Consider the following 24,622-nt stretch of genomic DNA (forward strand, 5'->3'; position numbering starts at 1 on the left):
ACCCGTCACGATGATCGGTGCATGATAAACACCATTGGTGTAAATAAAGAACCGATGAACCCTCATGACCTCGATTGAAAGCCTTCGCCGTTCGCCGCTCGCGCCGTTCCTGCACGTCATCAACGGCAAAAGGCAGCCCGCCTCGGATGGCGGCACGCGTATTGTCCGGTCGCCCATCGACGGCTCGGTCCTGACAACCTGCGCCAATGGCACCGCAACGGATGCGGAAGCGGCCATCGCTGCGGCCCGCACAGCCTTTGACGACGGGCGCTGGTCGGATCTGTCTCCAGCCGCGCGAAAGAAGATCCTTCTTCGCTGGGCAGACCTTATCGAGACGCGCGCGCTGGAAATCGCGGTTCTGGGTGTACGCGAGAACGGAACCGAGATCGGCATGGCGCTGAAGGCCGAGCCGCATTCGGCGGTGGCCACGATCCGCTATTATGCCGAGGCAATCGACAAGCTGACCGGCGAGGTCGCGCCGACCGACCCCGCCTTCCTCGGCCTTGTCCATCGGGCGCCCGTGGGCTTGGTGGGGGCCATCGTGCCGTGGAACTTCCCGCTGATGATCGGCGCCTGGAAATTCGGCCCCGCTTTGGCGGCTGGCTGCACCATGGTCCTGAAACCTGCTGAAACCGCTTCGCTTTCATTGCTGCGTGTGGCCGAACTGGCGCTTGAGGCAGGCATGCCCGCCGGGGTCTTCAATGTCGTGACCGGCGAAGGGGCTATCGTCGGCGCCGCTCTCGCATCTTCCATGGATGTTGACGCACTGGTCTTCACCGGCTCCGGCCCGACAGGACGCAGGCTGATGGAGGCCTCGGCACGGTCGAACCTCAAGCGCGTCTACCTTGAACTGGGGGGCAAGTCGCCGAATATCGTCTTCGCCGATGCGCCCGATCTGGACGAGGCGGCGAAAGTCTCGGCCCAGGGTATCTTCCGCAATTCGGGCCAGGTCTGCATTGCCGGGTCGCGCATCCTGGTCGAGCGCAGTATCCACACGGCCTTTGTCGAAAAACTGGCCGCCCATGCTGCCGCAATCAAGGTTGGCGATCCCCTGGACAATGCGACGCAGGCGGGGGCAGTGAACTCTGAACGGCAATTGCTTCAGAACCTGGCTTTCGTCGACGAGGCGAAGGCAAACGGACGGAATGTCATCGGCGGTGCGCGTCTCTTGCAGGAAACCGGCGGCTACTACATGGCGCCTGCCATCGTCGCGGATGCAAGGCCCGAAGACCGCGTGTTCCGGGAAGAGGTTTTCGGCCCGGTGGTAACCGTGACGCCGTTCGACACAGAGGCCGAAGCCATCGCCCTGGCCAATGATTCGACCTATGGGCTGGCCGCGGCGGTCTGGACATCGAACCTGTCGCGCGCACACCGGATGGTGCGCAAGATCCATGCGGGCCTTGTCCATGTGAACACCTATGGCGGCTCCGACCTGACGGTGCCGCTGGGCGGCGTGAAGCAATCCGGCAACGGCCATGACAAGTCACTGCATGCCTTCGACAAATATCTCGATCTGAAAACCGCATGGGTAAAGCTGTGAGCCGCGCACTGGTGCTCGATTTCGGCGGGGTCATCTCGAAGACCCTGTTCGAGACGCATGCGCTTTCGGAGGCGGCTCTCGGCCTCGCCCCCGGCACGCTGGTCTGGCGGGGGCCGTTCGATCCTGTTCAGGACGCTCCGTGGCGGGCGATGCAGGCCGGCGAAATCACCGAACGCGATTACTGGGCGCTTCGGATGCGCGAGACAGGCGCATTGGTGGGCGAGCACTGGACCGAATTTCCGCAATTCGTGGGTCGTTTGCGAGGGGCCGATCCTGCCGCCGTCATCCGGCCCGAAGCGCTGGAAACCATCCGGGCCGCACAGGCAGAAGGTTTCCGCCTTGCGATCCTGTCCAACGAGCTGGACCTGTTCTACGGCAGGGATTTCCGCGCGAAGTTGCCGTTTCTCGCGGACTTCGACCTGATCGTGGATGCGACCTATACGGGCATCCTGAAACCTGACCCGCGCGCCTTCCACCTTGTGACCGAAGGGCTTGCCTTGCCCGCCGATGCCTGCGTCTTTGTCGATGATCAGGCCAGAAACCTGCGCGGCGCGGCAGAGGTGGGCATGCCCCATGTCCATTTCGATGTCACCAAACCGGGCGACAGCTATGCGCGCGCCCTTTCCCTGTTACGCCAAGGAGATTGACCCCATGAAAGACTCCAATTTCCTTAAGGAAAACAACGCACGCCGTCTCTGGCACCCGATGACGCATCCCGCCGACAGCCTGGCCAATCCGCCCGACATCATCGTCGAGGCAGAAGGGGTGGAGATCATCGACATCGACGGGCACCGGACAGTCGATGCGGTGGGCGGGTTGTGGAACGTCAACCTTGGCTATTCCTGCCAGCCGGTGAAGGACGCCATCACCGCGCAGCTGGGCCGCCTGCCCTATTATTCGATTTTCCGCGGCACGACGAATGACAATGTCATCGAACTGGCCGAGATGCTGGCCGAGTTTTTCGCGCCGGACGGCCTGTCCCGCGCTTTCTATACCTCGGGCGGTTCAGACGGGGTCGAGGTCGCGCTGAGGCTGGCCCGGCAGTATCATAAGATCCGGGGCGAGGCGGGGCGCGTGAAGTTCCTCAGCCTGAAGAAAGGCTATCACGGCACGCATACGCTTGGCGCTTCGGTGAACGGCAATGCCAACTTCCGCACTCAGTACGAGCCGCTGATGCCGGGCTGCTTCCATATTCCGGCGCCCTACACCTATCGCAACCCGTTCAACGAAACCGATCCCGCGCGGCTGGCGCAGCTTTGCCTTGCCGCCATCGAGGACGAGATCAAGTTTCAGGATGCCTCGACCATCGCCGCCTTCATCATGGAGCCGGTGCTGGGCGCGGGCGGCGTGATCCCGCCGCATGAAAGCTTCATGCCAGGTGTGCGGGCGCTGTGCTCGAAATACGGCATCCTGCTGATCGCGGACGAGGTGATCACCGCCTTCGGCCGGACAGGCAGCAAGACCGGGTCGCGCCACTGGGGGGTGCAACCCGATCTGCTGGTTTCCGCCAAGGCGATCACCAACGGTTATTTCCCTTTCGGCGCGGTGATGATCTCTGACGCGGTTGCCGAGGTTTTCGAGAAGGATACTACCGGCAAGGGCGCGATCGGGTCGGGCTATACCTACTCGGGCCATCCGGTCGGGGCGGCGGCAGCGGTCGCCTGCGTGCAGGAGATCGAGCGCCAGCAGATCCACCTGAATGCCGGAGCGCGGGGCAACCAGCTTTTCGCCGGGCTTCAGGCGCTGATGGCGCGGCACCAGATCATCGGTGATGTACGCGGCGGGCACGGCCTGATGTGCGCGCTGGAACTGGTAGCCGACCGGGCAAGCAAGGCCCCGGTCGATAAGAAGATCATCGGCAAAGTGCACCGCGCCACTTACGAGGCCGGGGCGATGGTCCGTGTATCCGGCAACAACATCATCCTCTCGCCACCGCTCGTGGTGACCGAAGCAGATGTGGCCAAAATCCTGTCCGCGCTCGAAGCGGGCTTCTCGTCACTGTAATCGCGCCTCCGGGCCAGAACAAAGGCCCGCCCTGCAAAGGGCGGGCCTTTCGCTTTACCCGCGCATCCTCGCGCCCTGTGGATCGTAGAACGGCGCCAGCCCAACCGTCAGCGGATAGAAGGCACCGGCGATCTGGACGGTAAAGCCACCCGCGTCCAGCCAGGCCTTGTCCACCCCTTCATCGCGGTGCAGCGAAGCAAGGCCAACCATGGCCTCCAGCCGGAAGCCCCAGTCGCCCGAGGTGACATGACCGACGATCCGGCCATCGCGCCAGATCGGTTCGTTATGGATCAGATAAGGCCCGTTCACCGCGTCAACCCCCTCGACACGCACCGAAACGGTGCGATGTCTGGTGGCGGGGCCACCCGCCTTCTGCTGCGCCAGTGCCTCGCGTCCAAGGAAGGCTTCGGCCTTGTTCAGCGCTACGGCAAAACCGAGGCCGGTTTCATAGGGCGTATCGTCTTCGGCGATGTCATGGCCGAAGTGGCGGAAACCTTTCTCGATACGGCAGGCGTTCATGGCGAACATGCCCATGTGACGCAGCCCCAACGGCTGCCCGACATTCAGGATCTCGTCATAGATCCCCGCGGAAAATTCGGCTGGCAACAGCAGCTCGAACCCCAGTTCGCCCAGAAAAGACCGACGGATCGCCCAGCCACGGGCGTAGGCAATGTCGATCTCGCGGGCCGCGCCAAAGGGAAAAGCCGCATTCGACAGGTCATCGTCGGACAGGGCCTGAAGAATTGCACGCGACTGCGGGCCATGCAGCGACAACAGGGCATAGGCCGAGGTGGCATCGAAAATCTCGAACCGCCACTCCGGGTCGGCGTGATCGCGAATCCATCCCTGATCGCGCATCTGACTGGGATGGCCCGTGATGACCATGAAGCATTCCGGCGCGATGCGCGTAACGGTCACATCCGCCTCGATCCCGCCCCGCATGTTCAGGAACTGCGTATAGACCGAGGTGCCTACGGCAACATCCATCTCGGCGCCGCAAACGCGATTGAGCGCGCGCACCGCATCCGGCCCCTGGACCTGGATCTTTGCATACATCGACTGGTCAATCAGCACAGCGGCATCGCGCGCGGCCAGACATTCCTGTTGCACCAGCCCCGACCACGCCTTCCAGCGCAGGCGTGGGGTTTCATCCCAGCCGCGCTTTTCGGGGTCGTAATATTGCGGCATCTCCCAGCCAATCCGTTCGGCAAAGGTTGCCCCGGCCGCGGCCAGCCGGTCATGCAACGGTACGCGACGCACCCCACGGGCGGAATGGACCTGCCGCCCCGCCCAGCTGACCCCGTAATGGAACCCGACGGATTCCGCCGCGCGATCGCGGTTATAGCGCGTGTTGCGCTGGAACGGATGCGCGCGGCGTTGCAGAAGCGGCCCCATCCCGCGCGAGGGCTGGCCGTCGATCAGCCATTCCGCCATGGTCAACCCGACACCGCCTGAATTGAGAATACCGTTCGAATTCATGCCGGTGGCGACAAACAACCCCTTCACCTCGCTTGTCGGACCAAGATAGGGGCGGCCGTCAGGGGTAAAGCTTTCCGGTCCGTTGAAGAAGGTCTGGATGCCAAGGTCACCCAGGCCCGGCATTCGGGAAAACATCCGTTCCAGTTCCGGTTCGACATGGTCCATGTCGAAAGGAAGCTGGTCGAACTCGAAATCCTCGGGGATGCCGCTCTGCCCATAGGGCTTGCCGTGTGCCTCGAAACCGCCGATCAGCAGCTTGCCGGTATCCTCTTTCCAGTAGGTCCGTTCCTCGGCGATGTTCAGGATCGGCTGATCCTTCCGCAGGCCCGGCAGGGGTTCGGTCACGATATAGAAGTGTTCGGTGGCATGCAGCGGCACCGTGACACCATGCGCCTTGGCAAAAAGATGGCTCCACATGCCGCCCGCCAGCAGGACTTTCCCTGTCGCGATCACGCCACGGTCGGTGGCCACACCTGCGACCTTGCCATCACGGATCACGATTTCCGTGACCTTGGTCTGTTCAAACACCTGCGCGCCTTGCGCCCGTGCGCCCTTCGACAGGGCAACCGTCACGTCCAGCGGGTTCACCTGCCCGTTCGAGGGCACGAAGAAGGCAGAACGCACATCCTCCACCACGATCCAGGGCCATTTCTCTGACAGTTCATCGCGCGTCAGAAGGTAGGTCGGAATCCCCATCCGCACCGCATGGTCATGGTTGCGCAGCAGTTGTTCATGCCGCACCTCCCCCAGCGCCAGATTGATTGTCCCGTTCGGCTTGTAGCCGGTCGCCTGCCCGGTTTCGATCTCAAGCTCCGCGAAAAGGCGGGCAGTGTATTTGCCGAGCTCCGTTTGCGCCGTGCTGTCGCGCAATTGCCCCACGATCCCGGCGGCATGCCAGGTCGTGCCCGAGGCAAGCTTTCTGCGCTCCAGCAACACCGCTGGCACTCCGCGTCTGGCAAGGTGATATAGCGTAGAAACCCCGACAATCCCGCCACCGATGATGACGACCGGCGCGCTGGAGGGAAGGTCGGATGATGTTGTCCTGGCGATATCCATATCAGGGTCCTTGCTGGCTGTGGCAGACGGGCGGATCAGTCTCTGGGCGTGAGGTTTACAATAATCACCTATGGTGCATTATTTTTGATTCAGGCAGCCCCTGTCAAGCAACAATCTTCTGCCCGGCGGAGGCATCACATTGACTTTTCCTCAAGAAAAGCTATTATTGGTGATAATAATAAACCATAAAACTTGCTGCACCGGGAGAACGCTTCATGTCATCTGATGAAAGACCCGTCGCCCTGGTGACGGGTGGAGGAAGCGGGATCGGTGCTGCGATCGCGCGTCGCCTGGCTGCCGATTACCGCGTGGTGATCTGCGGCCGCAGACCCGAACCGATCACCCGGCTGGCCGACGCAATTGGCGGCGTCGCCCTGGTCTGTGACCTGAACAACCTTGCAGAGACGCGCGGCCTGCCCGACCGGATCATCGAACGTCTTGGCCGTCTGGATGCGCTGGTGCTCAATGCCGGGATTGTCGCGCCCGCGCCCGTGGCGGAGATGTCGCTGGACGACTGGCAGGCACAGCTGACGGTCAACCTGACCTCCCCCTTCGTGCTCGCGCAGGTCGCCCTGCCCCATCTGCTGCATCGGCAGGGCAGGGTCGTCGGAATTGCCTCCGTTGCCGCCCATGCAACCGGGATGGGTCTTTCGGCCTATTCGGCCTCAAAAGCCGGTCTGATCCGCCTGATCCAGTCGCTTGCCTTCGAGAATGCACGCCACGGCCTGCGCGCCAACGCAGTGTCGCCCGGCTGGGTCAGGACCGAGATGGGTGACATGGAAATGGCTGAACTTGGGGGCAGCGCCGAGGAAGGCTATGCACAGGTAACACAACACATCCCACAGCGCCGCGCGGCAGATGCCTCGGAGATCGCGGGTGTGGTGGCCTTCCTGCTGTCTGACGCCGCGAGTTTCATCAACGGAAGCGTCGTCACCGCAGACGGGGGCGGCCGGACCGTAGACGCAGGCATGCTGGCCTTCGACAGCTAGGCGCCGGATCTGCCGCCCAGCTGACGGGTCACCTGCTTGGCTGCGGCGCAGACCAGCGCGCCCGCCCGTGCAATCGCCTCGCCATCCATGCGCGAGCTGAGCCCCGCCACAGCCACGGCCCCGATCACGCGCCCGCTGGCATCAAAGAACGGCGCCGCAACCCCGACGGTATCGGCCTCCAGCGTGCCATGCGCCACGGCAAAGCCATTCTGCCGCGCGGCATCGACCCGCTGGCGCAGGTCGCGCGCGTCAACCGGCGTCGTTTCGGTGAACTGCTCGAAACGGGTGGCCTGAAGAATCGCCTCGCCCTGTTCGGCATCGGCAAAGGCACAAAAGACCTGACCCGAGGCTGAGGCATGGAAAGGCAGGCTCGCGGAAGGGTCGACAAAGACTCGGGTGGAGCGTTGGGGCTCACTGACCCCGATTGTCAGCATGCCTTCGCTGGCGCCAAGGCTAGCATGCGCCGTTTCCCCGCTATCCGTCGAAAGCTGAGCCAGAACCGGCGCCAGAATGGCCGTGATCGGCACCGACGCCTCGCGCACCTGCGCAAGGCGCAGCGATTCCGGTCCAAGCCGGTATTTTCTGGTGGCGGGCATCTGTTCCAGCAGACCGTTCCGGGCCAGCGCGGTGAGGATGCGATGCACGGTCGCCTTGTCCAGGCCGGATCGCCGTGTAACGTCGGCAAGCCCAAGCTCCGGCTCCGCGACGGTGAAATAGCGCAGCACGGCCAGGGCGCGATCAACGCTTTTCATCACCTTATTCGGGTTTACCTCTTCCCTGCTCTGCATCGCCACCGATCCCTTCTGCCTGCACTGGCGTATAGGATATTAAACCGGACCGGCGAATTCAAACCCCAGCTTTGGGCAGGTGGCGCAGCCCCGTCGCATCGAGACCCCGCCCCCGCCGGGATCAGGCGGCCATGCGGATCGTGCCATCCGCCACCCAGGCATCAATGATCGCCAGCACTTCCTGCGCAAAAGCGGCGTCATTGATGTGACAGTCAAGCTCGCGCAGATCGACCGGCGCCGCGACCGCCTTGCGCACCTCATCAGCCATCGCGGCCAGTCCGTCGGGATCATGCGCCGCCTGCCCCTCGCGATCCCATTCCTCGACCCCGTGCAGCGGCATCAGGAATTTCACGGGCGCTGTGGCCTTCGAAAGCCGTTCGGCAATGTCGCGGATCAGCGCCCGCCGTTCGTCGCCTGACAGAGCCGACGACACGATGAGCCGGTTATGCGCGTGGAAGGGCCGGTCGGCATAGGCGTCGGGAATGGCTTGCCATCCTGCGAAGTCAATCAGGTCGGTGCAGCCCGGCGCAACGATCTGCGGCACGCCGGCCAATCCGGCATTGGTCAGCCTGTCCTTGCCCGCATGGGCGACCGACCCCACCATCAGATTGCCGACCTCAGGCAGCGCGAGATCCAGCGCGACGGCGAAATAATCCTGCCGCGCCAGCGCCTCGAAGGCCATTCCCCCCATGCCGGTGGCATGAAACACCGCCACTTCAAATCCCCGTTCTTCCAGAGGTTCACGCAGGTATTTCATGTATTTAAGGCAGGATGATCCAAGGCTGGTCATCCCGACGACCGGCCGGTTACGTCGGGGCTGCTCCACCGCCATCGCGGCGCCCAGCACGGCCCCAGCGGCCTGCGAAAGCGACGACCGGCAGACCGAGTTCAGCCCGTAAAGCCCGCCGGCCCACAGGATCATCTGGATATCGGGCGACAGCCGGTCGGTGGGGATCAGGGGCGAGAATGACACCGTGGAGACCACATATTTCGGCACGCCCAACGGCAACGCCTGACAGCAATCCAGCACAAGATCGGTGCCCATCGTGCCACCCAGCCCGATCAGGCCGTCGATCTTGCGCTCGGCATAAAGCTGGGCGGTAATGCGGCTGGCACCTGCCGCCATGATCTGCATGGCAAGATTCTCGTCGCCCGCATTGATCACATCCCCGATCGACTTACCCGCCGCTGCGGCGACCTGATGTTTCGAGACATCGGTGGGGTTGGACGGATCACCCAGCACGCTGACATCCATCGAAAGCACCTGCCCCCCCATGCGCCGGATGCTATCGGCGACATAGTGCAGTTCCTGATCCTTCGTGTCGTAGGTTCCGATCACCAGAATGGTTTTCGTCGCAGCCATAAATTCTCCTGTTGGTCCAAGCACCGGACTGCGGGTTGCCCCCGTCTCTGCCCCGGCACCACATCTGGCATTCCGGCACCGGCACGCCCGACCGATCCGGCCTGCCACGCCACCGCTGCCCTCGTGCTTCTCCGGGTCTCTCCTCACGCCACCCGACTCGGGCGCTTCAATATCATCACCCGAGATGCACATTCGTTGCATTTGATACCGTTTTCTGTCAAGCCTCGCTTGGTTGAACAGTCGCAAACAGCAAGCAAAACGCGCCTTACGACGAAAGGCCCGCCCAGGGCTCCTGAAACGGCACAGCATAAGGCAGCAACCACTGGCCACGCTGGCCTTGGCCAGTATGCCCGCAGAATGCGGACCCTTCCCGGGCGGACAACCTGCCCTGCCGGGCCAAGCGCGTCAGCCAGACTCGTTTGAACATGCGCAGAACGCCTGACCTATGGCGGGCAGGTCACGGACGCGCGCTTGCGCCGTCTCGCGTCAGATCACGGTCAACACCCGCAACAAGACCTGTCGAAACACCCGCAAAGCCGGTTCGCTACCCCTGCCCCCGTCCACGGGCTGCCGCCTCATCCTTGTAGCGCCCCAGGCGCAAATCCTCGGCCACCGCTCCGGGGGCCCGCGTGGCGGGGTCGCCGTAGCCGCCACCGCCAGGGGTGCGGACACGGACGCGGTCACCCGGCTGCAACGGCACATCCTGCGCCTTGGACAGATGTGGCGGCACCCAGACCTCGGCGCCCCGGATCACCTCGACCCGGTTCACCCCGCCATCCTGCCCGCCCAGCACGCCCTGTGGCCCGCTGCGCCCATGATCCATCACAAAGCTCGCCCGGGCCGTACCACGCCGGAGTTCGATCTCGTAATCCAGCCCGAAGCCACCCCGGTGCCGCCCCGCCCCGCCCGAGCCTTCGTGCAACGCATAGCGGCGGTACAGCACGGGGAAGTTCTGCTCCATGATCTCGACCGGCGGCGCCTTGGAAATGCCGATGGTGGAACAGCCATTCGACAGCCCGTCATGGTCGGCATTGCCGCCGTAACCGCCGCCGGAAATCTGATACATCACATAGTCACGGCCCTTTTCCGGGTCATGCCCGCCAAGGCCGAAATTGCCGCTGGTCCCGGCCGGTGCGGCGGTCACCTTCTCGGGCAGCGCCTGCACCATGGCGGCAAAGACGGCTTCGGCGATGCGCTGGCTGACCTCGGCGGCGCAGCCCGATACGGGGCGCGGGTAATGGGCATCAAGGAAGGTGCCTTCGATGCCGCGCACCGTAAGCGGTTCAAAGGCCCCCGCGCTGATCGGCACATCGGGAAAGATATGCCGCATCGCCAGATAGACCGAGGACAGCGTGGTGGCGCGGACCGAGTTCATCGGCCCGGCACAGGGCGCCGACGACCCTGTGAAATCGAAAACCAGCCCGTCTTCGGCCTTTGCCACCGAAAGCGCGATTTCCAGCGGTTCGTTCACCACACCGTCGCTGTCCACCCAGGCTTTCGCGGCATAAGTCCCGTCGGGCACCAGCGCGATATTCGCGCGCATCTGCCGTGCAGCCAGCGCCCGCATCTCGGCAATCGCCCCAGCCACGGTATCGTCCCCGTAACGGTCCATCAGCGCACCCAGCCGTTCGGCCCCGACCAGAAGCGCCGCCGCCTGTGCCTTCACATCCCCGATGCGCTGGCCGGACACGCGGATGTTGGAACAGATGATCTGCCAGATCTCGCGGTCCATTTCCCCCCGCTTGAACAGCTTCACCGGCGGCAGGCGCAGCCCCTCTTGCTCTGCCGCCGTGGCCGAGGCGGAAAAGCCACCGGGCACCGCGCCGCCGGTATCAGGCCAGTGGCCAGTGTTCGACAGCCAGCACCACAGCCGCCCGCCCCGATAGAAGGGCAGCGCGAAGCGCACATCCATCAGATGCGTGCCGCCAAGGTAGGGATCATTGACGATATAGATGTCGCCGGGCTCAGGGGCCGCTGTCTCACCGCTGGCAATACGCCCGATCAGGTGGCGGGTGGAAAACTGCATCGTGCCCACGAAAACCGGCAGCCCCCGCGCGCCTTGCGCGATCAGGCTGCCATCTTCCGCCGAATAGATACCATCGGAACGGTCATCCGCCTCGGCAATGACGGGCGAGAAGGCCGCGCGCGAAAAGGTCAGGTCCATCTCGTCGCAGACCTGCTGCAACCCCGCCTGAATGACGGCGAGTGTCACCGGATCAATCATGCGCAGCCTCCGATTTGCAGGATCAGATTGCCCATCGCATCCGTCGCCATCTGGTCACCGGGGGGCAGAAGCGTCGTCGTATCCATCTGTTCGATGATGGCGGGACCATCCAGCGCCGCATCGGCGGGCAGCCATTCGCGGCGGTAGACCGGCACATCCTGCCAGCCGCCGAACCAGACCTGCCGCCGTCCCGTCAGGGCGCCCGCCAGATCGCGCCGCCCCGCCGGGTCGATCAGGCGCGAGAGGTCCAGATCAGGGCGGCGGCCGATAATGCTGCAATTCAGGTTGACCAGACTGGCGCGGATTTCCGGCAGATCGACGCGGAACCGGGCGTGATAGGCGGCCTCGAACCGCGCCTGAAGATCGGCGCGCGAGGGGGCGCCATCAGGCAGCGGCACACGCAGAAGATGGGTCTGCCCGACGAATTGCATATCTGCGGAAAACTCGGCCTCCACCCCGGTCAGCGCCACCTCCTCGGCCGCGATCAGCGCGCGGCCCTGTGCCTCTTGCCCGGCCCAGAGGGCATGGACGGCATCCATATCCACCGTATCCAGCGGGCGGTTCACCGTGCGCACGAAATCGTGGCGCAGATCGGCGACCGTGCAGCCCAGCGCATTGGTGATTCCCGGCCGCGCCGGGATCAGCACACGCGGAATGGCGAGTTCGCGCGCCAGTTCTGCCGCATGCAGCGGCCCCGCCCCGCCAAAGGCGAACAGCGCGAAATCGCGCGGGTCCGCCCCCATGGAGATCGAGACCATACGAATCGCCCCCGCCATATGGGTATTGGCGATGCGCAGCACCGCCTCGGCCGCAGCCTCGACCGACAGGCCCAGCGGGCGGGCGATCTGATCTTCCATCGCGGCGCGGGCGGCTTCTGCCGCCTGACCAAAGCGTTCGGTGGGCAGGCGGCCAAGGATCAGGTTCGCATCCGAAATCGTGACCTGCGTGCCCCCCCGGCCATAGCAGACCGGGCCGGGCATGGCGCCGGCGCTTTCCGGCCCGACCCGCAGCATCCCCGCCGCATCCACCCGCGCGATGGAGCCACCACCGGCGCCGACAGTGCGCACATCCACCATCGGCACATGGATCGGCATGGCATATTCCACCTCGATCTCGTTCGAGACCGGCGGGCGCGCGTCGCGGATCAGCGCCACATCGGTGGAAGTGCCGCCCATGTCATAGGTGATCAGATTGGCCATCCCGGCGCGCTGCCCGGTATAGCAGGCCGCCATGACGCCGGATGCAGGGCCGGACATCACGGTCTTCACCGCCTCGCGCGCGACATGGGCGGCGCTGACCATGCCGCCATTGCCGTTCATCACCAGAAGCTCAGCACGGTAGCCCCTGCCCTTCAGTTCCGCCGCGAGGCGCGAGACGTAACGCTCCAGCAAGGGCTGCACCGCCGCGTTCACCGCCGCCGTCACGCCGCGTTCAAACTCGCGGCTTTCGGACAGCAGTTGATGCCCGGCGGTGATGTAGGGCGTGGGCCAGAGGCCTGCCGCGATCTCCAGCGCGCGCAGCTCGTGCGCGGGGTTGGCGTAGCTATGCAGGAAGTGGATCACCAGACTTTCGCAACCCGCCGCCACCAGCGTGGTAATGGCGTCGCGCAACGCAGCCTCGTCCAGCGGGGTGATCACACGGCCCTCGGCATCCATCCGCTCAGGCACTTCCAGCCGCAGGTCGCGCGGGATCACCGGCACGAAGCGGCCGGTCATGCCATAGGGCTGCGGCCGGGTGCGGCGGCCCAGTTCCAGCACATCGCGGAAGCCTTCCGTCGTCACCAGCCCGGTGCGGCAAAGGTTGCGTTCCAGCACCGCGTTGGTGGTGGTCGTGGTGCCATGCACCACAAGCGCCACCTGCGCCAGATCGGCCCCGGCGGCATCAAAGGCCGCCATCACCCCATGCGCCTGATTGTCCAGCGTCGTCGGCACCTTGGCCAGCCGCACCGCGCCCGAGCCGGGATCGAAGATCACCAGATCCGTGAACGTCCCCCCGACATCGACCCCTGCGACCAGCCCGGCCATCTACACCCCCACCCAGGTTGCGAATTGCGGTGATTGCGGCGTCAACCCATGGGCCGGCACCACCTCGGTCACCCGGCCCTGCGCCATGAAGGCCACGCTGTCCGCGACCTCCAGCACCGCCTCCACCCGCTGTTCCACCAGCACCACGGCGACGCCCGTCGCCTTCAGCTTCAACACGGTGTCGCGGATCAGCCGGATCATCGAGGGCTGCAACCCCTCTGTCGGTTCGTCCAGCAGCAAGACCTTGGGCTCCAGACACAGCGCGCGGGCCAGCGCGAGCATCTGCTGTTCGCCCCCCGACAGCGTGCGCGATTGCTGGTCCAGCCGTTCACGCAGGCGGGGGAACAGGTCCAGCACATGCTCGCGCACCGCGCGGCCCTTGCGGCGGGTCATCAGCCCAATCTCGATATTCTCGGCCACGGTCAGCGGCCCGAACAGCCGCCGCCCCTGTGGAACCAGCGCCACGCCATGACGCGGCACCTCATGCGTGGGCAGGCCGTGCAGCGGCTCGCCATCCAGATGGATGGTGCCGGACGAAGCCCGCAACTGCCCCATGATCGCCCGCATCAGCGTGGTCTTGCCCGCGCCATTGCGGCCCATGACGCAGGTGACCTTGCCGGGCGCGGCGCCAAGGCCCACCCCATGCAGCACCGGCGCGCCGCCATAGCCTGCGGTCAACCCCTCAATCACCAGCATGGCTGCCCCCCAGATAGGCGTCCTGCACCGCCCGGTTCGCGCGGATCTCGGCAGGCAGGCCCGAGGCGAGCACGCGCCCCTGATCCAGCACCGTGATCCGTTCGGCCAGCGCCATGACCACATCCATGTTGTGTTCAATCAGCAGCACGGTTGTTGCGGGCACCAGCCCGCGCACCAGCGCCATGAACCCCTCGATCTCGCCCGCCGCAAAGCCCTGCGTCGGCTCGTCGAGGATCAGAAGCTGGGGATGCAGCGCAAGGCCCATGCCGATCTCCAGCAACCGCTGGTGCCCGTAGCTGAGCGTTCCGGCAATCTGCGGCAGCAGATCCTCCAGCCCGACCCGCGCCGCCGCCTCGGCCACCGCGCGGGACAGATCCCGCGGATGACCACGCTGCACCGCCAGTGCGAGGTTGTCGAAGACCGAAAGCCCGGCATAGATCGCGGTGATCTGGAAGGTATAGCCGATGCCCCGCCGCACCCGTTCATGCGCGGGCAGGCGGGTGATGTCGGCACCGTCAAAGCGGATGGCCCCGGCATCGGGCACCTGCCGCCCGGACAGCAGGCTGACCAACGTGGTCTTGCCCGCGCCGTTCGGCCCGATCAGCGCATGGATCTCGCCCGCGTTCAGCGCCAGATCGACGCCATCCACGGCCTTGAGCCCGCCAAAATGCCGCTTCAGCCCCTCGGCCTGCAAGATCACGGAAGCCATGATGCCAGCCCCCTTTCCCGCAGGCTGCCCAGAATGCCCTTTGGCGCGAACAGCACCAGCACCAGCAGCGCGCCGCCGGTCACAGCCAGTTGCACCGTTGTGTGGCTTGAGGCGAGGTCGATCAGATAGAACATCAGAACGGCGCCCAGAAGCGGCCCCAGGGTCACGCCCGCCCCGCCCAGCAGAACGTAAAGCAGCGGCAGGATGGAATAGGGGATGGTCGCGAAGGTCGCGCCGACATAGCCGAACATCACCCCGTAAAAGGCCCCCGCTGCCCCGGCGTAAAGACCCGACAGCGCCATCACCCCCAGCTTCACCGCAAAGGGGTTGTAGCCCAGCATGCGGCTGCGTTCCTCATTCTCGCGCATGGCGACCATGACGCGGCCAAAGCGCGACCGCACCAGCGCCAGATTGCCCATCAGCGCGACCGCGAACAGGCCCAGCGCCACCAGATAGCGCGGCCCCTCTGCCGCAAGGTTCAGCCCAAAGGCGACCCGCCCGGCGGCGGGCACCGGGAAACCTTCGTCCCCGCCGGTGACCGCACCGAAATACAGCAACGTCAGATACCCCGCCTGCGCGAACATCAGCGTGACGATCATCAGGCTCACCCCGGCGGTGCGCAGCGCCAGCAGGCCGGTCAAGGCGGCCATGGCCGCCCCGGCCAGTGTTCCGATCAGCAAAGCAGGCGCGGCGGTCAGCCCGAAATGCTGGATCAGCAACCCCGCACCGAACATCCCCGCCGACAGGAACAACGCGTGGCCAAGGCTCAGAAGCCCCGTATAGCCGAAGGCAATGTTATACCCCATGGCAAAGACCGCCAGCACCATGATCCGCGCCAGATTGGCGTGATGATAGGCGGGCAGCACGAAATGCAGCGCCAGCAGCAGGGCCAGAACCGCCAGATGCAGCGACAGCGCCCTCATGCCCGCGCCCCGAACAGGCCCTGCGGTCGGAACACCAGCACCAGCGCCACCGCCAGCGTTGCCACGATCTTGGCCAGCGTCGGCGTGAAGAACATCGAGATGATGCCATCCGACAGCCCGATCAGCAGCGCCGCGATCAGCGTGCCCCGGATGGACCCCAGCCCGCCGATGATGACGACGATGAAGCTCAGGAGCAGCGGATCATGCCCCATCAGGTAATGCGCCTGCTGGATCGGCACGATCAGCACCGCCGCCACGGCGGCCAGCGCCGCGCCCAGCGCGAAGGTGCCCGCATAGACGCGATCAACATTGATCCCGAAGGCGCGGGCGGTGTTGCGGTCCACCTGCGTCGCGCGCATCACCAGCCCCGCACGGCTGCGTGTCATGAACAGCCAGACCGCCAGCAGGACCAGCCCCGCCGCGACCACCACGAACAGCTTGTAGCCCGAATAGCCGAACCACGGGAATTGCAGCCGCAGGCTGAACGGCGCCTGCACGGCGCGGGCGTCGGGGCCGAAAAAGCTCAGCGCGCCCTGTTGCAGGATGTAGGAAATCCCGATGGTTGCCACAATGGTCGCCTCGGGGTCGTAGTTCAGCCGCTTGAGGATCGCGGTGTCGGCCAGCGCCGCCACCGCGCCCACCACCAGCGGGCACAGGATCAGCGCCGCGACAAAGCCCAGCGGGGCCGAGGGCACCGCCTGCGCCACCACCCAGGCCAGCACGGCGCCCAGCATGAAGAACTCGCCATGCGCCACATTCACCACGCGCATGACCCCGAAGGTGAGGCTCAGCCCCACGGCGCTCAGCGCCAGCACGGCGGCCATCACCATGCCCTCAAGCGAGGCCAGCAGAAGAAACGGTCCTGTTCCCATATGTCAGCGGCGGGGACTTGAACGCCCTCGCCTGTCCCCTTTCAGAAGCTTTGCGCGGTGTAATCCACCGCATCGGGATACATGCCGTCCTCGATCGAGGTCGCATGCACCCGCATCAGCTTGCCGCCCTCGACCTTCGAGATGAATTGCTGGCCGAACACCTGATGGGTCTTGCCGTTGAAGGTCTTGGCGCCCTGCACGTGATCCAGCCCGGCGTCGAAAGCCGTCATCGCCTCGATGGCCTCGACGAATTTCTGCCGGTCGGCGGTGGATTGATAGCCCGAGGCCTCCATCCCCTTCTTGATGACGAACAGCGTTTCCCAGCAGGAAAACATATGGGCATAGGTCGACACATCCCGCGCATCGCTGACCGAAGCGCCGTTGTCATCGACCCCGACGGCGGCGCGATAGGTGCCTTCCCATTCCGGCGCATCCGCCTGCTTCACCCGGCAATGGCCTTCCCAGAAATGCGTGCCTTCCAGAAACTCCAGCCCGGGTGCTGCGGTATCCACCGCCTCCAGGCTGTCGATGAAGCCAAAGATCTGCGGACGGGCGCCGCTGCCATAGAACTCGCCCAACTCCTTCACGAAGGTCAGGACGGCGGGGCCAACCATGACGTGATAGAGCACTTCCGTCTCTGCCGGGATCTGCGGCAGATAGCGGGTGAAGCTGGTCTCGGTCGGCGGGATGGCGATCTGGGCGATCACCTCGCCGCCCTGCGCCTTCACCGCCTCGGTGAAGAAATCGCGGTGGTCATGGCCGAAGGCATAGTCAGGGAAAACCATCGTGACCTTCTTGCCGAGGTTCTGCATGACCCAGGGCGCCATGGAGCTGACCTGCGCGCGCACATCGGTAATGCCCGGTTGCAGCGTCCAGCGGTTCAGCATGCCGCTGGCAACGTGATAGCCTTCGGAGCAGACCAGATAAGGCACCTTCAACTCGCCCGCGCGGGGGGCAGAGCCGATGACGACATGGCTGAACAGCGGCCCGAAGATCAGGTCGCACCCTGCCTGCGTCGTCAGCTTTTCTACCACTTCGGCGCCGCGCTTGGGGTCGGTGCCGTCATCCTCGAACACGATTTCGACCGGGCGGCCATTGATGCCACCCTGTTCGTTCAGAAGCTTCAGCGCCGCTTGCGTGGTGCGTTCATACCAGCGGCCATAGGCGGCGCCGATGCCGGTGCGGTGGAGCTGGAACCCCAGCTTGATCGGGGCAGAGGATTGCGCCTGCACGAAGCGGGGCGCCGCGCCCAGCATCAGCGCGCCCCCGGCGGCAAGGCCGCCCAGAACGGTGCGGCGGTTGGTCTTGAGGCCTGCGAGGTCGGTCGTCATCATCGTCTCCCCTGTTGGCCGGGCGTGCTGCCCGTATGATTTGTATGCCTGCAAATAAAAACAGCATTATTTGCAATGACTTGTTTCACACCCCCCTGGGCGAGGACAAGAGCCAGAGCCCAAGAACCGTGTATCCGACCATCAGCGCGGTCATCGGCAGATGCGCGATGGCGCGGGTATCGCCCAGCCGCGCCGACAGGTGCAGTGCCAGCAGCAACGCCAGAAGATGCGCGCCAAGGATCAGGGCGAACTGGCTGTTCCAGATCGCCGTCATCGCCGCCTGATCGGTCAGAAAGCCGAAGCCCACGAAGAACGGCTCCAGCCCCAGGAGCGCGTCCCCCCGGAAGAACGGGTCATTCATCGCCGCCAGCACATACTGACCCGAGGTCAGCAGCGTCACCAGATAATGCGCCGCGTGATAGCCCGCCGCGATGGCAAGGAAGGCCAACATCGCCGGCCCCGCACTTGCCCAGAACGGCCCGGTGTGTCGCCCCAGCCGCCGCCCCAGCGCCAGCGCGCCCAAAATACTGCCCGCCGTCAGCGCCCAGACCGCCAGCAGGCCCAGCGTGTTCACCCCCTGCACGGCGGATCGGCCAGTAAATTCCAGCGGGTTCTCGCCGATCAGCGCCATCCAGAAAAAGGTCTCCATCAGCCCGTCGAAGGTCAGCCCGGCCAGCGCCAGCGTGACGAAGATCACGGCCGAAGGCGTCAGCGGCGGCAGGCGCAGGATCTGCGTGCCGGGCAGGCCCGCGTAAAGCCGGGCGCGGCGGCCGTCGATCTCCAGCCAGAAGGGGGCGATGCGGGCAAGGAAGCCAAGGTAGAGGGTCATGAACTCGCCCTCCTGCACCCAATCTTCGCCCTCCAGCACCGCAAGCAGGAACACGACCAGCCAATAAGCCCCGATCACCTGCGCCAGCACCAGCGGATCATCGGGTGACAGCGCGACAAGCTGGAACCACAGGAAGGCCAGCAGCCCCGCCACAGCAGGCCAGTGGCCAAGGCGTGAAAGGCCGATGCCTCCGGTGCGCCCGATCAGATGCCGCACCAGCCGCACAGGCCCGGTCCAGGGGTTCAGGGCCCGCCACAGGTTACCGAAGATCAGCGAGGCCAGCGGCAGCGCCACCCAGATCCCGGTCCAGAACACCAGTGTCAGCAGGTTGTGCATCGGGTCGCGCGTGCCGGTGAAGCCAAGAAATACCAGCCCCATCAGCGCCAGAAAGCTGAGATAAGAGGTCAGCGTTTCGGGCAGCAGCACGGGCCGTTCCAGCAGCAGTCGCGCCCGGAAGGCCGGCAGCCGCCGCGCGGCCCCGCCCCAGAGCGCGGTCAGAACCACAACAGCCGCCGCCCCGGCCATGTAGTGCCCGGTCGGCAGCGTCAGGATGATCGACGGCGGCAGCGCACAGGCCAGAGCCCCCGCCGGGGCGAGGGCAAGACCAAGCGCAAGGCCGCCGCGCCGGATCATCGCAGCCCGTCCTCCCCCTTCACCTGATGCACCTCCAGGCCGCCCATCCGGGCATGGATGCGCGGCCCCTTGGCCATGACGAGGATGAAGGCGATCTCGTCCGGCTTTGGCGCATCGGGAACCGAGACCTCCATCGCATCGAAATGGCTGCGGACATAGGCCGCGTTGATATGGCCGATCGGAATGTCGATGCTGGCACCCATCGGCCCCAGCTTCTTGGCCGAGGGCACGATGGCGCGGCTTTCGCCGAGCCGCTCGCGCATCGCATAGCCGCCCGGAACGTGCCAGAGCGCGCCATGCTCCAGCTCGCCCGCCGCGCCGACGATGGCGCCCTTGCCATAGGCGTCGATCCCCTCGCGCCCGCCCAGCGCGGCGATCAGCCGGTCGGTCATGGCAAGGCCCAGCGGTTTCAGGTCATCCATCGCCGCTTGCAGGTCGGGTTCAAAGCGCCCGGCGAAGGGGTTTTTCACCACGGCCACCACCGCGCCCCGCAGGCGCGGCTGGTCGGGCACGGGGCCGCCATCGTGGCGGATCTCTTCTGTCAGGGTCACGATCTTGCGGATGGGAAAATCAGCCAAGGCAGGGCTCCGGCATGGGGGCCAGCAGCGGCTGGCCGAGGGTTTGCAGGCAAGGGTGGAGGAAAAGCGCCGCTCCGGCAATTACTTCTGCGGCGATCAGGCGCCGGGCAAGCGCCGCCCCCCGCGCCAGCGCCAGCGCGGCCTCTGTCGCAGTCAGGGGGGCGACCGAGGTCGTCACCGGCAGATCGCCAAGGTCGCTGTCGTGTCTCACCTGCCGCGCAGGCAGACGGGTGATGCCGGGGTGGCCCGGCAGGTCCACCGCATTGGCGATCATCGTCGCGGCGGCATCGGCGGCGGCGGCGCTGGCCGCGAGCACCGTGACGGCATCGGCAATGCCAAGCGACTGGCTGCGCCCGCGCCAGCCCGACGTGGCGATGCCGCGCACCGGATCGGCGTGATGGATGGTCACGCGCGTCTCGCTGCCCGCAATGGCGGCACTGTAGCTCGTGCCGGGCGTCAGATGCAGCGCGATGTCTCCGCCATTGTTGACATGGGCGCGGGTCAGGCCGGGACGCGGCATCACTGCCAGCACCGTCTCGGCCACCGCCCCGGCCACTGCGGCCATCGGCGTGATGAAGGCCGGGCGATGCGGCGCCACGGCCCGCGCCATACGGCGGGCGGTGGCGCCACGAAGGGGCTGTGGCGTGGCACTGCGCAGGGCGGGCAGCTCTGCCACCAGCTCATCCAGCAGCGGTGCAAAGCGCAGGGCGGCGGCGGCAAAAGCGGCCTCCACCGCCTCCGGCGTGCCATCGGCGCCAAGGATCAGATCCATCGGGCCATGATGCAGATGCAGGCGACTATCGGGCAGGCGGCGGGCTTCGGCGGGCATCATGCCTCCCCCCGTGGCCGGATGCGCGCAGCGGTCGGGTATTCACCGCCCTTACGCAGGATGTCGGGCAGGTCGCGGATTGCCCCGGCATGGCCGCCCAATGCCAGATAGGCGTCGCGCGGCAGGGTGAACTCCAGCGGAGCCACCAGCGCCGGGGTCGGCACATAGCCGAAAGCGCCGGGCGGCAGGCGCGTCACATCCACCATGAAGGTGATACCACCGCCGGGCCAGATGTAGCACTCGGCCCCACCCGAGGTCAGCACGGTTTCCCCGGTCTGAACCGAGCGTGTCAGCCGCACCGGGTTGCGCGTGACGCCCGCCCGCAGGCTGCCCCCCGCCCCGCCCATGAACAGCACTGTGCAAAGCGAGGGTTCACAGTTTTCCGCGATCAGATCGACACTGGCGCGCAGCGCCTCGGGCAACGGCGTGGGTTGCGGGGTCAGGCTGTCATCAAGGATGTAGAAGCCCCAATCCTCACCCGTGGTGGAAACCATCAGGAGGCTCAACCCAGGCCGCGCGCCCTTCTTCGCCTCCCACGGCCCGAGGATCTCCAGCGGGTCGGTCAGCCGCGTGCCGCCCCAGCCAAGGCCGGGGTCCGAGACGCGGAAATAGCGGCCGGGGGTCGACCGATGCCCCTTTATGCGGATGCCGGTAGGTGGCCAGCCAATCACCTTGCCCGCCTGATGTTCCGATACCACGCCGGTGATATGGTCATCCACCACCACCACCTCATCCACCAGCCCCTGCCATTGCGCCGCGAACATCCCGATGGTGGCCGAGCCGCAGCCGACGCGCATCCGGTGCTCGGGCTTGCCATCCACAATCGGCGCGCGCCCCGCCTGCACAATGAGGGTTGAGCCGCCGTCGATGGTCAGTTCCACCGCCTCGCGGTTGCAGAGCGCGAGCAGGGTGGAACAGGTCAGCCGCCCCTCGGGTTTGGAGCCGCCGGTAAGGTGATGCACCCCCCCCAGCGACAGCATCTGCGAGCCATATTCGGCCGTGGTGACATGCCCCACCGGCTCGCCCCCCGCGCGGACCGTGGCGCCCTCGGGGCCAAGGAAGCGGTCGGTGTCGATCTTCACCTTGACGCCGCAGTAGGAAAAGATCGCCTCTGTCACCACGGTCACCATGTCCGCGCCTTCGGGGCGGGAGGCGATGATGAAGGGCGCGGGTTTGAAATCCGGGTAGGTGGTGCCTGCGCCGATGGCAGTGACAGTGGTATCCGCCGGGGTCAGCGCGCCGTCCCAACCGGCACCTGCGAAGGGGATGACCGGCGTTCCGGATGCCAGAGCCTGCGACAGCATCACCAGGGGATCAGTGCGGACGATGCGACCCGAGTCATTGGCATAGCGGTCGCAGGCGCCGGTCTGGCCGGGGGCGATGTAGCACATCACCGGGCAGGCATCGCAGCGGATCTTCTCGGGCGCGGCGCTGGTCATGGCATGGCCTCGGATGGCGAGGTTCGTGGGGGCTGTCTGCCCGTCGCCGGTCGGGCTTGAACCGATGGCGCCCAACCGGCGACCCCCGAAGGATATTTTTGCCAAGATGAAAGCAGGTTCATTCCCGGCACCCCTTAATCGCCGTGCGCAGCCGGTGCGGCAGCACCGGAACACGGGTCAAGGTGATGCCGGTGGCGTGGCGGATCGCGTTCAGGATCGCAGGCGCGGTGGGGATCAGCGTGTGTTCGCCCAACCCCTTGGCACCGAAGGGGCCTTCCGGGTCCGGCACCTCGATCAGCAGGCTTTCTATGGGCGGCACGTCCGAAGTGGTAGGAATCAGGTAGTCGTGCAGGTTCTCGGTCCGGCCGGGCAGATATTCCTCCATCAGCGCAAGGCCGATGCCCTGCGCGATACCGCCCTCGATTTGCCCTCGCGCCAGCAGCGGGTTGATGGCACGGCCAAGGTCATGCGCGGCGGTGATCTTCAGGAGCCGCACCGTCCCCAGCGCGGCATCGACCTCAAGTTCCACCATCTGCGCGCCGAAGCCATAGACGGCATAGGGGATGCCCTGCCCGTTTTCATCCAGAGCTGTAGTGGGCGGGTCATAGCTTTCCTCGGCCATCAGCACATAGCCGAAGGGGTCTTCCGGCAGCGCGGCAAGGCTCAGCCGCGCGGTCTGGCCGTTTTCGGTGCCGGTCAGCGTGACGCCCTCCAGCGCCAGCCGCGCGCCCTGCCCCATGTTCAGCCGCCGCAAAATCTCGGCCCGCAGCGCGGCCCCAGCCGCCTGTGCCGCGCGGCCCGAGACGAAGGTCTGCCGGCTGGCTGAGGTCTTGCCCGCATCCGGCGTCAGCGCGGTATCGGGGCCGATCAGGCGCAAGGCGGCCAGCGGCAGGCCCAGCGCCTCTGCCGCGATCTGCGGGATGACGGTGTTGGACCCCTGCCCGATGTCGGTCGCGCCCTGATGCAGCACCGGCACACCCGCACGGGTCAGGCCCAGCCGCATGGTCGAAGGATTGGGCAGCGAGGTATTGCCGCAGCCATACCAGCAGGTCGCCAGCCCCACCCCACGCCCCGGCACCTGCGCCTCGGCCAAGGCGCGCTGCCAGTGCGGGCGCAACGCGGTCAGGCATTCGTGGATGCCGGGCGCCGCGAGGCGCTGGCCGGTGGCGGTTTCGTCGCCGGCGCGCAGGGCGTTGCGCAGCCGGAACTCCAGCGCGTCGATGCCTGCCGCCTCGGCCAGCCGGTCGATCAGCGTTTCCGACAGCAGCATCGCCTGCGGCACGCCGAAGCCCCGGAAGGCGCCGGAAACCGGACCATGGGTATGCACCGCCCGCGCCTCGGCCGCATAGGCGGGCATCCGGTAGGGACCGGAGGCATGGACCGGCACGCGATTGGCCACCGTCGGCCCCCAGCTTGCATAGGCGCCGGTGTCGAAACTGCCGTCGAAGGTCATGCCCGTCAGTCGCCCTTCGGCATCGCAGCCCAGCGCCGCGCGCATCCGCCCCGGATGGCGCTTGGTGGTGGAAGTCATGCTTTCGCTGCGGCTGTAGGTCATCCGCACGGGCCGCCCGGTGCGCAGCGCCACCAGCCCGATCAGCGGTTGCAGGCTGACATCCAGTTTCGAGCCAAACCCGCCCCCCACCGCCGAGGGCAGGATGCGCACCCGCTCCGGCGGCAGGCCCAGAACGGCGGCGGTATCGTCGCGGTCCATCACCGGCGCCTGGGTGCAGGCACGGATGCAAAGCGTGTCGCCTTCCATCCAGGCTGCACCCGCCTCGGGCTCGATATAGGCATGTTCGACGAAAGCGGTCTGCATCTCGCCCTCGACCACGAAGGCGGAATCCGCCAGCGCGGTAGCGGCATCGCCGCGCCGCACACGGCCCGCAATCAGGATATTGCCGGGACGCGAGGGATGGACCAGCGGCGCGTCCGGCGTCTCTGCCTCTGCCATCGTGACCGGCGGCAAGGACTGCCAGTTGACCGGGAAGCTGGAAAGGTCTGGTTCCGCCCCATCCTCGAAAGCCACCAGTGCCACCGCCTCGCCCCGAAAGCGGGCGGTGCCCTCGGCCAGCGCGGGTTGGTCTGCGAAGGCCGGGATGACGCCAAAGGCATTGCGGCCGGGGATGTCGGCAGCGGTGAACACCTGTGCCTGATGCGCCACGGCCCAGGCCGCCAGATCGCCGAAGGTGAAGCGCGCATTCGGATGAGGCGACCGGATCGCCCGCGCCACCAGCCCGCCCTTCTGCCAGACATCGGCACCGAACAGATCGCCCGCCACCTTGGCCGCACCATCCAGCCGGGGAATGGCCTGCCCCA

At 66.1% G+C, this 24,622-nt stretch carries 19 protein-coding genes; 4 read left to right on the plus strand and 15 right to left on the minus strand.

From position 1 onward, the window contains the following. The first annotated feature begins 64 nt into the window (after window positions 1–64). Genes AO684_RS09180 through AO684_RS09190 form a run of 3 tightly spaced genes read left to right on the plus strand, consistent with a single transcriptional unit; the run spans window position 65 to window position 3,544 of the window. Window positions 65–1,540, plus strand: a complete 1,476-nt coding sequence (locus AO684_RS09180; protein ID WP_054302450.1) for an aldehyde dehydrogenase family protein — start codon at window positions 65–67, stop codon at window positions 1,538–1,540. Continuing rightward, the gene (locus AO684_RS09185) at window positions 1,525–2,187 is read left to right on the plus strand and encodes an HAD-IA family hydrolase (RefSeq protein ID WP_054302451.1); all 663 of its coding nucleotides are present in this window, start codon (window positions 1,525–1,527) and stop codon (window positions 2,185–2,187) included. The genes AO684_RS09180 and AO684_RS09185 overlap by 16 nt, the downstream gene beginning before the upstream one ends. A 4-nt stretch (window positions 2,188–2,191) precedes the next feature. Then, window positions 2,192–3,544, plus strand: coding sequence for an aminotransferase class III-fold pyridoxal phosphate-dependent enzyme (locus AO684_RS09190; protein WP_054302452.1), 1,353 nt, complete (start codon window positions 2,192–2,194; stop codon window positions 3,542–3,544). Between the two features lie 54 nt (window positions 3,545–3,598). Here AO684_RS09190 and AO684_RS09195 read toward each other — a convergent pair whose 3' ends face one another. After that, window positions 3,599–6,079, minus strand: a complete 2,481-nt coding sequence (locus AO684_RS09195) for an FAD-dependent oxidoreductase (protein WP_054302453.1) — start codon at window positions 6,077–6,079, stop codon at window positions 3,599–3,601. Between the two features lie 215 nt (window positions 6,080–6,294). Between AO684_RS09195 and AO684_RS09200 the strand changes: the two genes are divergently transcribed. Then, window positions 6,295–7,068 carry an SDR family NAD(P)-dependent oxidoreductase gene (locus AO684_RS09200; RefSeq protein ID WP_054302454.1) on the plus strand — a complete coding sequence of 258 codons (774 nt, stop codon included), beginning with the start codon at window positions 6,295–6,297 and terminating at the stop codon, window positions 7,066–7,068. Here AO684_RS09200 and AO684_RS09205 read toward each other — a convergent pair. The 14 genes from AO684_RS09205 to AO684_RS09270 form a co-directional block, all read right to left on the minus strand. Next, window positions 7,065–7,820, minus strand: coding sequence for an IclR family transcriptional regulator (locus AO684_RS09205; protein ID WP_158640680.1), 756 nt, complete (start codon window positions 7,818–7,820; stop codon window positions 7,065–7,067). The genes AO684_RS09200 and AO684_RS09205 overlap by 4 nt on opposite strands. A gap of 157 nt (window positions 7,821–7,977) precedes the next feature. Next, complete coding sequence (locus tag AO684_RS09210) at window positions 7,978–9,219, minus strand: Tm-1-like ATP-binding domain-containing protein (RefSeq protein WP_054302456.1); 1,242 nt, start codon at window positions 9,217–9,219, stop codon at window positions 7,978–7,980. Window positions 9,220–9,763: 544 nt separating this feature from the next. Beyond that, window positions 9,764–11,443, minus strand: coding sequence for a hydantoinase B/oxoprolinase family protein (locus AO684_RS09215; protein WP_054302457.1), 1,680 nt, complete (start codon window positions 11,441–11,443; stop codon window positions 9,764–9,766). Continuing rightward, complete coding sequence (locus AO684_RS09220) at window positions 11,440–13,467, minus strand: hydantoinase/oxoprolinase family protein (protein WP_054302458.1); 2,028 nt, start codon at window positions 13,465–13,467, stop codon at window positions 11,440–11,442. The genes AO684_RS09215 and AO684_RS09220 overlap by 4 nt, the downstream gene beginning before the upstream one ends. Beyond that, complete coding sequence (locus tag AO684_RS09225; RefSeq protein ID WP_054302459.1) at window positions 13,468–14,163, minus strand: ABC transporter ATP-binding protein; 696 nt, start codon at window positions 14,161–14,163, stop codon at window positions 13,468–13,470. It abuts the gene before it with no gap. Next, entirely contained in the window at window positions 14,150–14,872 is a 723-nt protein-coding gene (locus AO684_RS09230; RefSeq protein ID WP_054302460.1) for an ABC transporter ATP-binding protein, read from the minus strand. The genes AO684_RS09225 and AO684_RS09230 overlap by 14 nt, the downstream gene beginning before the upstream one ends. Continuing rightward, the gene (locus AO684_RS09235; RefSeq protein WP_054302461.1) at window positions 14,860–15,795 is read right to left on the minus strand and encodes a branched-chain amino acid ABC transporter permease; all 936 of its coding nucleotides are present in this window, start codon (window positions 15,793–15,795) and stop codon (window positions 14,860–14,862) included. Before AO684_RS09235 ends, AO684_RS09230 begins: the two co-directional genes overlap by 13 nt. Then, window positions 15,792–16,667 carry a branched-chain amino acid ABC transporter permease gene (locus AO684_RS09240; protein WP_054302462.1) on the minus strand — a complete coding sequence of 292 codons (876 nt, stop codon included), beginning with the start codon at window positions 16,665–16,667 and terminating at the stop codon, window positions 15,792–15,794. Before AO684_RS09240 ends, AO684_RS09235 begins: the two co-directional genes overlap by 4 nt. A 41-nt stretch (window positions 16,668–16,708) precedes the next feature. Next, window positions 16,709–17,998, minus strand: coding sequence for an ABC transporter substrate-binding protein (locus AO684_RS09245; RefSeq protein ID WP_054302613.1), 1,290 nt, complete (start codon window positions 17,996–17,998; stop codon window positions 16,709–16,711). An 85-nt stretch (window positions 17,999–18,083) separates the two neighbouring features. Further along, complete coding sequence (locus AO684_RS09250; protein WP_054302463.1) at window positions 18,084–19,460, minus strand: hypothetical protein; 1,377 nt, start codon at window positions 19,458–19,460, stop codon at window positions 18,084–18,086. Continuing rightward, complete coding sequence (locus AO684_RS09255; RefSeq protein ID WP_054302464.1) at window positions 19,457–20,038, minus strand: amino acid synthesis family protein; 582 nt, start codon at window positions 20,036–20,038, stop codon at window positions 19,457–19,459. The genes AO684_RS09250 and AO684_RS09255 overlap by 4 nt, the downstream gene beginning before the upstream one ends. Further along, complete coding sequence (locus AO684_RS09260) at window positions 20,031–20,870, minus strand: UPF0280 family protein (protein ID WP_054302465.1); 840 nt, start codon at window positions 20,868–20,870, stop codon at window positions 20,031–20,033. The genes AO684_RS09255 and AO684_RS09260 overlap by 8 nt, the downstream gene beginning before the upstream one ends. Beyond that, complete coding sequence (locus AO684_RS09265; protein WP_054302466.1) at window positions 20,867–22,306, minus strand: hypothetical protein; 1,440 nt, start codon at window positions 22,304–22,306, stop codon at window positions 20,867–20,869. Before AO684_RS09265 ends, AO684_RS09260 begins: the two co-directional genes overlap by 4 nt. Before the next feature lie 118 nt (window positions 22,307–22,424). After that, the coding region (locus AO684_RS09270) for a xanthine dehydrogenase family protein molybdopterin-binding subunit (protein WP_235451252.1) at window positions 22,425–24,622 on the minus strand (2,198 nt) is incomplete at its 5' end.

Origin of the sequence: Gemmobacter sp. LW-1, assembly GCF_001303875.1 — a bacterium.
Classification (GTDB): domain Bacteria; phylum Pseudomonadota; class Alphaproteobacteria; order Rhodobacterales; family Rhodobacteraceae; genus Gemmobacter; species Gemmobacter caeni.